The sequence below is a fragment of the Pseudomonas sp. PNPG3 genome (assembly GCF_023093815.1).
Classification (GTDB): domain Bacteria; phylum Pseudomonadota; class Gammaproteobacteria; order Pseudomonadales; family Pseudomonadaceae; genus Aquipseudomonas; species Aquipseudomonas asiatica.
In genome coordinates, this window is the sequence record NZ_JALLKV010000007.1 from 153836 (window position 1) to 165739 (window position 11904).

Here is an 11904-nt window from a genome sequence, read left to right on the forward strand (position 1 = left end):
CCTGGCGGAGCAGGGAGCGGGCATTACCTGCCCCACTCCCCTTCGCGTCACGTGTTATTCGGTTTCCAGATCGATATCGATACCGAGCGAACGGATCTCTTTGATCAACACGTTGAAGGACTCGGGCATGCCCGGCTCCATACGGTGATCGCCATCCACGATGTTCTTGTACATCTTGGTACGGCCGTTCACGTCGTCCGACTTCACTGTGAGCATTTCTTGCAGGGTGTATGCCGCGCCGTATGCTTCCAGCGCCCACACTTCCATCTCCCCGAAACGCTGACCACCGAACTGCGCCTTACCACCCAGCGGCTGCTGGGTAACCAGGCTGTAGGAACCAGTGGAACGCGCGTGCATCTTGTCGTCCACCAAGTGGTTCAGCTTGAGCATGTACATGTAACCAACGGTCACAGGACGCTCGAACTTGTTGCCGGTACGGCCATCGAACAGCACCATCTGGCCGCTCTCTGGCAGGTCGGCCAGCTTAAGCATGGCCTTGATCTCGCGCTCCTTGGCACCATCGAAGACCGGGGTAGCCATTGGCACGCCCTTCTTCAGGTTGTGGGCCAGGGCCAGGATCTCTTCGTCGGTGAACTCGTCCAGGTTTTCCTGACGACCGCCGATCTCGTTGTAGACCTCGGTCAGGAACACGCGCAGCTCAGCGGCCTTGCGCTGCTCTTCGATCATGCGGTCGATCTTTTCGCCCAGACCCTTGGCAGCCAGGCCCAGGTGGGTTTCGAGGATCTGACCGACGTTCATACGCGAAGGTACACCCAGCGGGTTCAGTACGACATCGACCGGAGTACCGTTGGCGTCGTGCGGCATGTCTTCGACCGGCATGATTACCGAGACCACACCCTTGTTACCGTGACGACCGGCCATCTTGTCACCCGGCTGGATGCGACGGCGGATTGCCAGGTAAACCTTGACGATCTTCAGTACGCCCGGTGCCAGGTCATCACCCTGCTGCAGCTTGCGCTTCTTGTCTTCGAACTTGTCGTCCAGCAGACGGCGACGATCGACGATGTACTGCTGAGCCTTTTCCAGCTGCTCGTTCAGTGCATCTTCGGCCATGCGCAGTTTGAACCACTGCCCGTGCTCCAGACCATCCAGCACTTCGTCAGTGATCACGGTGCCTTTCTTCAGGCCCGCGCCACCGTCGACCACCTGGCCGTTCAGAGCAGAACGCAGACGCTCGAAGGTTGCACCTTCGACGATGCGGAACTCTTCGTTGAGGTCCTTGCGGATCTCGTCCAGCTGCATCTTCTCGATGGCCAGGGCGCGACTGTCGCGCTCGACGCCATCACGGGTGAAGACCTGTACGTCGATGACGGTACCCTTGGTGCCGGTTGGCACGCGCAGGGAGGTGTCCTTAACGTCGCTGGCCTTCTCACCGAAGATTGCGCGCAGCAGTTTTTCTTCCGGAGTCAGCTGGGTTTCGCCTTTTGGCGTTACCTTGCCGACCAGGATGTCGCCAGCGCCGACTTCGGCACCCACGTAGACGATACCGGCTTCGTCCAGCTTGTTCAGTGCGGCTTCACCCACGTTCGGGATGTCCGCAGTGATTTCCTCTGGGCCAAGCTTGGTGTCACGCGCCACACAGGTCAGTTCCTGGATGTGGATGGTGGTGAAGCGGTCTTCCTGAACCACACGCTCGGACAGGCAGATGGAGTCTTCGAAGTTGAAGCCGTTCCACGCCATGAACGCGATGCGCATGTTCTGACCCAGTGCCAGTTCACCCATGTCGGTGGACGGGCCGTCGGCCATGATGTCGCCACGCTGAACCTTGTCACCCTTGCTCACCAGCGGACGCTGGTTGATGCAGGTGTTCTGGTTCGAACGGGTGTACTTGGTCAGGTTGTAGATATCCACACCTGCTTCGCCGGTTTCCACTTCGTCGTCGGCAACGCGAACAACGATACGGCTGGCGTCGACCGAGTCGATCACACCACCGCGGCGAGCAACCACGCAGACACCGGAGTCACGGGCAACGTTGCGCTCCATGCCGGTACCTACCAGCGGCTTGTCGGCGCGCAGGGTCGGTACAGCCTGACGCTGCATGTTGGAACCCATCAATGCACGGTTGGCGTCGTCGTGCTCGAGGAACGGAATCAACGACGCAGCGACGGAAACAACCTGCTTCGGCGAAACGTCCATCAGGGTGACGTCTTCCGGCGCCTTGACGGTGAATTCGTTCAGGTGACGAACAGCTACCAGCTCATCGATCAGTTGCTTCTTCTCGTTCATCGCGGCCGAAGCCTGGGCGATGACGTGATCCGCTTCTTCAATGGCCGACAGGAACACGATGTCGTCGCTGACCACGCCTTCCTTCACCACGCGGTACGGGCTTTCCAGGAAGCCGTACTGGTTGGTGCGGGCATAGGCTGCCAGGGAGTTGATCAGACCGATGTTCGGACCTTCTGGGGTCTCGATCGGGCACACACGGCCGTAGTGGGTCGGGTGTACGTCACGGACTTCGAAGCCGGCACGCTCACGGGTCAGACCGCCTGGGCCGAGTGCGGAGACGCGGCGCTTGTGGGTAATCTCGGAGAGCGGGTTGTTCTGGTCCATGAACTGGGACAGCTGGCTGGAACCGAAGAACTCTTTCACCGCTGCCGCAACCGGCTTGGCGTTGATCAGGTCTTGCGGCATCAAGCCTTCGCTTTCCGCCATCGACAGGCGTTCCTTGACGGCGCGCTCGACACGCACCAGGCCAACGCGGAACTGGTTCTCGGCCATCTCACCGACGCAACGTACACGACGGTTACCCAAGTGGTCGATGTCGTCGACGATGCCTTTGCCGTTACGGATGTCGACCAGGGTCTTCAGAACCTCGACGATATCTTCCTTGCTCAGCACGCCCGAACCTTCGATCTCGGTACGACCGATACGACGGTTGAACTTCATGCGGCCAACGGCGGACAGGTCGTAACGCTCGGCGCTGAAGAACAGGTTGTTGAACAGGGTCTCGGCAGCATCCTTGGTCGGCGGTTCGCCAGGACGCATCATGCGGTAGATCTCGACCAGGGCTTCCAGCTGGTTGCTGGTGGTGTCGATCTTCAGGGTATCGGAGATGAACGGACCGCAATCGATGTCGTTGGTGTACAGGGTCTCGATACGGACGACCTGTGCCTTGGCGACCTTGATCAGCAGTTCGGTGGTCATCTCGGTGTTGCATTCGGCCAGGATCTCGCCGGTAGCCGGATGCACGATGGCCTTGGCGGTAGTGCGGCCCAGGACGTATTCCATAGGAACGTCCAGCTGCTTGACGCCGGCCTTCTCGAGCTGGTTGATGTGGCGCGCGGTAATACGGCGGCCCTGCTCGACGATGACTTTGCCGGTTTCGTCATGGATATCCATGACTGCAACCTCACCACGCAGACGCTGCGGTACCAGTTCCAGGCTGAGTTTCTCGCCGGAAATATGGAACACGTTGGTGGTGTAGAAGGTATTCAGCACTTCTTCAGTGCTGTAACCCAGGGCACGCAGCAGCACCGAGGCCGGCAGTTTGCGGCGACGGTCGATACGTACGAACACGCAGTCCTTCGGATCGAACTCGAAGTCCAGCCAGGAGCCGCGGTACGGGATGATGCGAGCGGAGTACAGCAGCTTGCCGGAGCTGTGAGTCTTGCCACGGTCGTGGTCGAAGAACACACCAGGCGAACGGTGCAGCTGGGAAACGATCACACGCTCGGTACCGTTGATAACGAAGGTACCGTTCTCAGTCATCAGGGGGATTTCACCCATGTAGACTTCTTGCTCTTTGATGTCCTTGATCGCTTTGTTCGACGATTCCTTGTCGAAGATGATCAGGCGCACCTTGACCCGCAGTGGGACCGCGAAGGTCACGCCACGCAGGACACATTCCTTCACATCGAAGGCGGGTTCGCCCAGGCGATAGCCTACGTACTCCAGGGCAGCATTGCCGGAGTAGCTGATGATCGGGAATACCGATTTGAAGGCCGCGTGCAGGCCGACGTCGCGGAACTGATCCTTGGATGCTCCCGCTTGCAGGAATTCGCGATACGAATCCAGCTGGATGGCCAGGAGGTAAGGCACATCCATGACGTCCGGCAACTTGCTAAAGTCCTTGCGGATACGTTTTTTCTCAGTGTATGAGTAAGCCATCAGCGTTCCCCAGCTTGGTCACCTGCTTGTTTGGCTTCTCCCGGCGGGAGCAGCCAGAAAATCGTGCAAACCCCTTGGTTTGCGCCACCCACATGGGTGTCTTGCAGCTTGTTATCGGGGCCGGCCTGACCGGCCACCAATAACGGAAAAAGGCCGGTGGCATAAGCCACCAGCCATCAGCCCTTCGCTCAACGCTCGGACTGGAGTCGCAAGGTCGAGATTACTTCAGCTCGACTTTAGCGCCAGCTTCTTCCAGCTTCTTCTTCGCGTCTTCAGCGGCTTCTTTCGAAACGCCTTCAGCGATAACCTGAGGAGCGCCGTCGACTTTCTCTTTGGCTTCTTTCAGGCCCAGACCGGTCAGTTCACGAACGGCCTTGATCACGTTTACTTTCTTGTCGCCAGCTTCGGTCAGAACGACGTTGAACTCGGTCTGCTCTTCAACAGCGGCAGCAGCGCCAGCAGCTGGGCCAGCGGCAACAGCGGCAGCAGCGGTAACGCCGAAGGTTTCTTCCATCGCTTTGATCAGTTCAACAATTTCCAGAACAGTTTTCTGGCCGATTGCTTCGATGATTTGCTCGTTAGTCAGAGACATGACTTCAATCCTGTATTGGGGTGACAGCCTACGCAGCCATCAAATTAAACGTATGATTTTGAAAGAGTTGCGCGTGCCTTAGGCAGCAGCAGCTTCTTTCTGGTCGCGCAGAGCTGCCAGGGTACGAGCCAGCTTGCTGGTTGCACCTTGGATTACGCTCATCAGCTGTGCGATAGCCTCGTCGCGAGTTGGCAGGGTTGCCAGCACGTCGATCTGGTTAGCGGCAAGGAACTTGCCGTCGAACGCAGCTGCCTTGATCTCGAACTTGTCCTGACCCTTGGCGAACTCTTTGAACAGACGAGCAGCAGCGCCCGGGTGTTCGTTGGAGAAAGCAATCAGGGTCGGGCCTTTGAACGCGTCGTTGAGGATCGAGAATTCGGTGCCTTCAACAGCGCGCTTCAGCAGGGTGTTACGTACGACACGTACGTAAACGCCAGCTTCGCGGGCCTCTTTACGGAGTCCGGTCATTGCGCCTACAGTCACACCACGGGCATCAGCCACGACAGCGGACAGAGCGACTTTGGCAGCCTCGTTGACTTCAGCGACGATGGCCTTCTTGTCTTCGAGTTTAATTGCCACGGGTTTACTCCTGGTTTTTACCGTTTCATCTGGCCGAGGCCGGATGTCGTTTTGGTGTCTGATTCGGTAACGAATCGGGAGCACCATCTGCGTGGGCTGGTGTTTTAAGGCTTGCGCCGCCTACGGTCTTGGATAGCCCCCGCCAGGCAGGGACCCCAATTTTTGCTGGTGGCGCGACAGGTCGCGCCACCATGTTCTTACACGTTCAGCGAGCTCTGATCGATGACCAGACCTGGGCCCATGGTGGTGCTCAGGGTAACGCGCTTGACGTAGATACCTTTCGAGGAAGCTGGCTTGATACGCTTCAGATCAGCGATCAGGGCTTCAACGTTTTCCTTCAGCTTGCCGGCTTCGAAGCCGACCTTGCCAACGGAGGTGTGGATGATACCGTTCTTGTCGGTACGGTAGCGAACCTGACCAGCCTTGGCGTTCTTGACGGCGCCGGCTACGTCTGGGGTCACGGTACCAACTTTCGGGTTAGGCATCAGGCCGCGAGGACCCAGAACCTGACCCAGCTGACCTACAACGCGCATGGCATCAGGCGATGCGATAACGACGTCATAGTTCAGGTCGCCGCCTTTCATTTCGGCAGCCAGATCGTCCATACCTACGCGGTCAGCGCCGGCAGCCAGAGCGGCTTCAGCAGCTGGACCCTGGGTGAAGACAGCAACGCGAACGGTCTTGCCAGTGCCGTGCGGCAGCACGGTAGCGCTACGTACGACCTGGTCGGATTTACGCGGGTCAACACCGAGGTTAACGGCGATGTCGTAGGATTCTACGAACTTGGCAGCCGGCAGCGAAGCCAGCAGAGTGGCCGCTTCTTCGAAGTTGTAGGCCTTGCCTGCTTCGATTTTCTCGGCGATTGCCTTTTGGCGTTTGGTCAGCTTAGCCATTACACACCCTCCACGTTCAGGCCCATGCTGCGGGCAGAGCCAGCGATGGTGCGTACAGCAGCGTCCAGGTCAGCGGCAGTCAGATCAGCCTGTTTAGCCTTGGCGATGTCTTCCAGCTGAGCACGGGTAACGGTACCGACTTTAACGGTGTTCGGGCGAGCCGAACCACTGGTCAGGCCAGCAGCTTTCTTCAGCAGAACCGAGGCAGGGGTGCTCTTGGTCTCGAAGGTGAAGCTACGGTCGCTGTAGACAGTGATGATAACAGGAGTCGGCAGGCCGGCTTCTTGACCCTGGGTACGGGCGTTGAAGGCCTTGCAGAATTCCATGATGTTCACACCGTGTTGACCCAGTGCTGGACCAACGGGTGGGCTTGGGTTGGCCTGGCCGGCCTTAACTTGCAGCTTGATGTAAGCCTGAATCTTCTTAGCCATGAGCTACTCCAAAATCGGGTACGAACGCCTGCTGGCTCCCCGGATGACTTGCGTTTTATCCCAGTGACGACAAAACCCCGCAGCACACAGGGCTGCGGGGTATGGGATGCTTCGTCCGCCTAGACCTTTTCGACCTGGCTGAACTCGAGCTCTACCGGAGTAGAGCGACCGAAAATGAGCACCGCTACCTGCAGGCGACTCTTTTCGTAGTTAACCTCTTCGACACTACCATTGAAGTCAGCGAACGGACCGTCAATGACTCGAACCACTTCACCAGGCTCGAACAGCGTCTTCGGCTTCGGCTTGTCGCTACCGTCGGCAACGCGACGCAGGATAGCCTCTGCTTCTTTATCGGTGATCGGCGCAGGCTTGTCTGCGGTGCCACCAATAAAGCCCATCACACGAGGGGTGTCCTTGACCAAGTGCCAAGTCCCTTCGTTCATCTCCATCTGGACCAGTACATAGCCAGGGAAGAATTTACGCTCACTCTTGCGCTTCTGGCCGTTGCGCATTTCGACGACTTCTTCGGTCGGGACCAGGATCTCGCCGAAACCGTCTTCCATGCCAGCCAGCTTGACGCGCTCGATCAGGGAGCGCATTACATGCTTCTCGTAACCCGAGTAAGCATGCACAACATACCAACGCTTAGCCACGGGACACCTTTAGCCAACGATCAAGGAGACCGCCCAGCCGAGCAGGGAATCAAGACCCCACAGCAGCAGTGCCATAACCAGCACGACAGCCACGACAATCAGCGTGGTCTGGGTGGTTTCCTGGCGGGTCGGCCACACGACTTTACGAATCTCGGTACGAGCTTCCTTCGCCAGCGCAAAGAACGACTTACCCTTCGCAGTCTGCAGAGCTACAAAGCCCGCGACAGCAGCCAGGACGAGAAGTGCAAGGACGCGATACAGGATCGGAGAGGCGGAGTAATACTGGTTACCCACTACACCGACAACCACCAAAGCCACTACAGCCAGCCACTTGAACAGATCAAAACGCGATTCTTGGGCTTCAGTTTTGGGAGTCATCGAGGAGGATCCTGTGAGAAGAAAGCCATCACACCGAGGTGAAATGGCAGGTCAGGAGGGAATCGAACCCCCAACCTACGGTTTTGGAGACCGTCGCTCTGCCAATTGAGCTACTGACCTGTAACGCTGTATCAGGCCGGCCATTATACCGGCCTGATCAAGTAAATCAACTACTTATTCAATAATTTTTGCTACGACGCCGGCGCCGACGGTACGACCGCCTTCACGGATAGCGAAGCGCAGACCGTCTTCCATTGCGATGGTCTTGATCAGGGTGACAGTCATCTGAATGTTGTCACCTGGCATTACCATTTCAACGCCTTCCGGCAGTTCGCAGTTACCGGTCACGTCAGTGGTACGGAAGTAGAACTGAGGACGGTAGCCTTTGAAGAACGGAGTGTGACGACCGCCTTCTTCCTTCGACAGAACGTAGACTTCTGCGGTGAACTTGGTGTGCGGCTTGACCGAACCTGGCTTGACCAGAACCTGGCCACGCTCAACGTCGTCACGCTTGGTACCACGCAGCAGAACGCCGCAGTTCTCGCCAGCACGGCCTTCGTCCAGCAGCTTGCGGAACATTTCAACACCGGTGCAGGTGGTGGTCGAAGTGTCACGCAGACCAACGATTTCCAGCGGATCCTGAACGCGGACGATACCACGCTCGATACGACCGGTAACAACGGTACCACGACCCGAGATCGAGAATACGTCTTCGATCGGCATCAGGAACGGCTGGTCAACGGCACGAACCGGCTCAGGGATGTAGGCATCCAGAGTTTCTACCAGCTTCTTGACAGCGGTAGTACCCATTTCGTTGTCGTCTTTGCCTTCCAGGGCCATACGAGCCGAACCGATGATGATCGGGGTGTCGTCGCCTGGGAAGTCGTAGGTGGACAGCAGGTCGCGAACTTCCATCTCGACCAGTTCCAGCAGCTCGGCGTCGTCTACCAGGTCAGCCTTGTTCAGGAAGACCACGATGTAAGGAACGCCTACCTGACGGGACAGCAGGATGTGCTCACGGGTTTGCGGCATCGGACCATCGGCGGCCGAGCAAACCAGGATCGCGCCGTCCATCTGGGCAGCACCGGTGATCATGTTCTTCACGTAGTCAGCGTGACCTGGGCAGTCAACGTGAGCGTAGTGACGAATGTTCGAGTTGTACTCGACGTGAGCGGTGTTGATGGTGATACCGCGCGCTTTTTCTTCCGGAGCCGAGTCGATCTTGTCGAACTCAACGACTGCCGAACCGAAAACTTCGGAGCAGACGCGAGTCAGAGCTGCGGTCAGAGTGGTCTTACCGTGGTCAACGTGGCCGATAGTGCCGACGTTAACGTGGGGAAGGGAACGATCAAACTTTTCCTTAGCCATCGATACAATCCTCCGCAGAAGAAATAGTCTTGCGCTGATAAAACAAAGGCAGATATTTTCATATCTGCCTTGTTTATATGGAGCTCTTGAGCGGACTTGAACCGCTGACCTCACCCTTACCAAGGGTGTGCTCTACCAACTGAGCTACAAGAGCGAAACACTTTGCGCAAAATCCAGCAAACTTGGAGCGGGTAGCGGGAATCGAACCCGCATCATCAGCTTGGAAGGCTGAGGTTCTACCACTAAACTATACCCGCGGAGCTTGCGGCTCTCGCTAAAACTGGTGGAGGGAGAAGGATTCGAACCTTCGAAGCTCTCGCAACGGATTTACAGTCCGTCCCCTTTGACCGCTCGGGAATCCCTCCAGATGTGGCCGGCATTCTATTTGTCTGCCGTCCCAGTGTCAAGCGTTTTTTCAAATTTTTTCAATCAAATCTGAAACTTAGCTGCTTTGACACTGCTTCCAGTTCTGCCACCTAAGTGGTGTTCCCTGTGAAGCGGGCGCCATTCTATCAAGCTATTCGCCAGTTGCAATACCCTGGCAGAAAATAATTTTGTGTTTTAAGTCTTTGAAATCGTTGGAAAGAGTCGCAAGGACGGTTTGGTCCAGCAAACGCTCGCTTTCCGGGGCAACCTTGAGCCAACGACCGTCCGCCCCTGGCAGCTGCCCCACCACCGGCAGCGTGGCAATATCCAAGCTCACCAAACGCTGACGCAGCGCATCGAGCTGCCCCTGCCCCATCACACCACCGACCACCAGGCACTCGTCCCGCCGCTTGGGCGGTGCCGACACCCCTGTTTCGCGCAACAGGCGGATTTCTTGCTGATTGCCCTTGTACAGCGACAAGGGCGCGACTTCCTTGACCTTCAGCGGGGCTTCCTGCTGGTGCCACACGTAATAGAAGACGTTAAGCACCAGTAACAGCAGAAACAACCAACGCATAGGCACCTCAATCCAATGGGCAGGCCATGGCCAGGCCTACGAAAACCAGGTCAGGCACGACACGCGCCTGGGGGACGGCCTCCTTTACCAGCGGCGCATCGCCACCTGTGAGGAACACCGTGAAATCCTCCCCCCACAATGCACGCGCCTGTTCGAGCTGGGTACGCGCAAAACCCTGAAGCATCAACACGCAACCGCGCTCGACCGCCTCGACCGTCGAGCGTCCCGGCGCCAGGCTGGCCAATGCCCGCTCGGCGGAAGCATCGTCATAACGGATACGCCGGGTGTGCGTACGCAACTGGCTACGCATCAATGGCATCCCCGGGCAGATGTAGCCACCCAGATGCTCGCCATCCGCCGCAACGAAATCCGCTTTTGCAGCGGTCCCCAGATCAATGACCAGGCAGGCGCCCCTGGCCAAGTGAAAGGCCCCCAGCGCCGCCAACCAACGGTCCATGCCCAGGCGCTGGTAATCGTCATAGCCATTGCGCACACCCGCCATTTCCCGGGCCGGGTGCGCCACCCGTGCCTGCACGGCAAACGCCTGGGCAATCAGCGCGCAAAGCGCATCGGTTTCTTCCTCACTGCGCACACTGACAATGCGGCAACCGCTGAGACGCACCGAAGCCAGTGCAGCCACTTCGGCCACCAGCGCCTGATCGGAGTCGACGATACCGCCGCTTTCAATCACTGCATCAGCGACATGGATTACTCGCCATTTGATGAAGCTGTTACCGCAATCGAGCTCAAGAATCATCACGCAACCTCAAACTGAGCTCACCACCACTGAAGCTCTTCTCCACCCCGTCCACCTCAAGGCGCAAGCCGCCCTGCCCGTCGACGCCAAGAACCACGCCATCAATACGCATGCTACCGGCAACCAGAGAAACACTGCGCCCCTGCCAGAGGTGCGCCTGTTCCCATTCTTCCTGGAATGCGGCAAACCCATAGCGACGATGCCGTGCCAATTCGTGCTGCAACTGCTGATTGAGCAACGCTACCAGCCGGTTACGATCGATTGCCGCACCTACTTCGCGACGCATCGAGGTCCACACCTGGTCGACCTGATCGTTGGTCTGCATGTTCACATTGATGCCGATACCCAGCACCACATGACAAACATCTGCAGGGTCGCCCACCAACTCCAGGAGGATACCGGTGATCTTTTGCCCGCGTACGAGGACATCGTTGGGCCATTTGAGCCCCACATCCTTTACCCCAAAAGCCTGCAGGGTACGCATTACTGCCAACCCCACCACCAGGCTCAAGCCCTCGAGCTGGCGCATGCCACCATCTACGCGGAGAACCAGGCTGTAATACAGGTTTTCGGCAAACGGGCTGACCCATTGCCGACCGCGACGACCCCGGCCGGCGCTCTGGCGCTCGGCCAGGACCAGAAATGGAGCGACCTGCCCTTCCCCGGCTAGCCGCAGGCCTTCGGCATTGGTCGAGTCGATGGTTTCGTGGATGAAGACGGGCCAATGCTCGCCTTCGGCAAACTCGGAGATCGCATGTGCATCGAGCAAAGCCAGTGGCGCCGACAGCTGATAGCCGCGCCCACGAACCTTGTGAATACTAAGGTTCAGCTCGCTCTCCAGGTGCTGCAGCTGTTTCCAAACGGCGCTGCGACTTACCCCGAGGGCCGCCCCCAGAGCTTCTCCGGAATGGAACCGACCATCCTTGAGGAGATTCAACAACTTCAGCATGCCAGTCTCGACTTGGAATAAGGCAGGCATGATAGCTATGGGCCGTTGGCTTGCATAGGAAAAGGGCCCGCCGGCAAGGCGATGGGGATCCTGCAGCATACCCTGAAGACCCGCGCCGCACTTATGGGCTTTCGCCGCAAAGCAGGCGACGCGGTGGATGGCACCGGCCTTGCCGGCGTTCGCGGGTGAACCCGCTCCCACAGGGGCGGCGTATGCTTGGGATTTTTTGCACC

The 11904-nt window shown here is 58.1% G+C and carries 11 protein-coding genes and 4 tRNA genes; all 15 read right to left on the bottom strand.

Features of this window, described 5'->3' with window-relative positions:
- Positions 1–54 precede the first annotated feature (54 nt).
- Positions 55–4128, bottom strand: coding sequence for a DNA-directed RNA polymerase subunit beta (gene rpoB / locus MJ643_RS07705; protein WP_013970631.1), 4074 nt, complete (start codon positions 4126–4128; stop codon positions 55–57).
- A 220-nt stretch (positions 4129–4348) separates the two neighbouring features.
- Complete coding sequence (gene rplL / locus MJ643_RS07710) at positions 4349–4720, bottom strand: 50S ribosomal protein L7/L12 (protein WP_013970630.1); 372 nt, start codon at positions 4718–4720, stop codon at positions 4349–4351.
- Positions 4721–4798: 78 nt separating this feature from the next.
- Entirely contained in the window at positions 4799–5299 is a 501-nt protein-coding gene (gene rplJ / locus MJ643_RS07715; RefSeq protein ID WP_003257082.1) for a 50S ribosomal protein L10, read from the bottom strand.
- Between the two features lie 197 nt (positions 5300–5496).
- Positions 5497–6192 carry a 50S ribosomal protein L1 gene (gene rplA, locus MJ643_RS07720; protein ID WP_013970629.1) on the bottom strand — a complete coding sequence of 232 codons (696 nt, stop codon included), beginning with the start codon at positions 6190–6192 and terminating at the stop codon, positions 5497–5499.
- Positions 6192–6623: a 50S ribosomal protein L11 gene (rplK, locus tag MJ643_RS07725; RefSeq protein WP_003255500.1), complete on the bottom strand. Its 432-nt coding sequence runs from the start codon at positions 6621–6623 to the stop codon at positions 6192–6194. The genes rplA and rplK overlap by 1 nt, the downstream gene beginning before the upstream one ends.
- 119 nt (positions 6624–6742) lie before the next feature.
- Positions 6743–7276, bottom strand: a complete 534-nt coding sequence (nusG, locus tag MJ643_RS07730) for a transcription termination/antitermination protein NusG (RefSeq protein WP_003255501.1) — start codon at positions 7274–7276, stop codon at positions 6743–6745.
- Between the two features lie 9 nt (positions 7277–7285).
- Positions 7286–7654 carry a preprotein translocase subunit SecE gene (secE, locus tag MJ643_RS07735; RefSeq protein ID WP_003257081.1) on the bottom strand — a complete coding sequence of 123 codons (369 nt, stop codon included), beginning with the start codon at positions 7652–7654 and terminating at the stop codon, positions 7286–7288.
- A 44-nt stretch (positions 7655–7698) separates the two neighbouring features.
- A tRNA-Trp gene (locus MJ643_RS07740) sits at positions 7699–7774 on the bottom strand.
- Positions 7775–7828: 54 nt separating this feature from the next.
- Entirely contained in the window at positions 7829–9022 is a 1194-nt protein-coding gene (tuf, locus tag MJ643_RS07745) for an elongation factor Tu (RefSeq protein ID WP_013970634.1), read from the bottom strand.
- A 78-nt stretch (positions 9023–9100) separates the two neighbouring features.
- Positions 9101–9176: transfer RNA gene (locus MJ643_RS07750), tRNA-Thr, on the bottom strand.
- A 29-nt stretch (positions 9177–9205) separates the two neighbouring features.
- Positions 9206–9279 (bottom strand) — tRNA-Gly (locus tag MJ643_RS07755).
- A gap of 24 nt (positions 9280–9303) precedes the next feature.
- Positions 9304–9387, bottom strand: a tRNA-Tyr gene (locus tag MJ643_RS07760).
- 152 nt (positions 9388–9539) lie between these two features.
- Positions 9540–9965, bottom strand: a complete 426-nt coding sequence (locus MJ643_RS07765; RefSeq protein ID WP_023662661.1) for a hypothetical protein — start codon at positions 9963–9965, stop codon at positions 9540–9542.
- Positions 9966–9972: 7 nt separating this feature from the next.
- Complete coding sequence (locus tag MJ643_RS07770) at positions 9973–10722, bottom strand: pantothenate kinase (protein ID WP_013970624.1); 750 nt, start codon at positions 10720–10722, stop codon at positions 9973–9975.
- Positions 10712–11671: a bifunctional biotin--[acetyl-CoA-carboxylase] ligase/biotin operon repressor BirA gene (gene birA, locus MJ643_RS07775; RefSeq protein WP_013970623.1), complete on the bottom strand. Its 960-nt coding sequence runs from the start codon at positions 11669–11671 to the stop codon at positions 10712–10714. The genes MJ643_RS07770 and birA overlap by 11 nt, the downstream gene beginning before the upstream one ends.
- Between the last annotated feature and the right edge of the window lie 233 nt (positions 11672–11904).

Coding starts and splice junctions, on each gene's coding strand:
- rpoB (WP_013970631.1), bottom strand. CDS start 4,128: ATGGCTTACTCATACACTGAGAAAAAACGTATCCGCAAGGACTTTAGC.
- rplL (WP_013970630.1), bottom strand. CDS start 4,720: ATGTCTCTGACTAACGAGCAAATCATCGAAGCAATCGGCCAGAAAACT.
- rplA (WP_013970629.1), bottom strand. CDS start 6,192: ATGGCTAAGCTGACCAAACGCCAAAAGGCAATCGCCGAGAAAATCGAA.
- rplK (WP_003255500.1), bottom strand. CDS start 6,623: ATGGCTAAGAAGATTCAGGCTTACATCAAGCTGCAAGTTAAGGCCGGC.
- secE (WP_003257081.1), bottom strand. CDS start 7,654: ATGACTCCCAAAACTGAAGCCCAAGAATCGCGTTTTGATCTGTTCAAG.
- tuf (WP_013970634.1), bottom strand. CDS start 9,022: ATGGCTAAGGAAAAGTTTGATCGTTCCCTTCCCCACGTTAACGTCGGC.
- MJ643_RS07765 (WP_023662661.1), bottom strand. CDS start 9,965: ATGCGTTGGTTGTTTCTGCTGTTACTGGTGCTTAACGTCTTCTATTAC.
- MJ643_RS07770 (WP_013970624.1), bottom strand. CDS start 10,722: ATGATTCTTGAGCTCGATTGCGGTAACAGCTTCATCAAATGGCGAGTA.
- birA (WP_013970623.1), bottom strand. CDS start 11,671: ATGCTGAAGTTGTTGAATCTCCTCAAGGATGGTCGGTTCCATTCCGGA.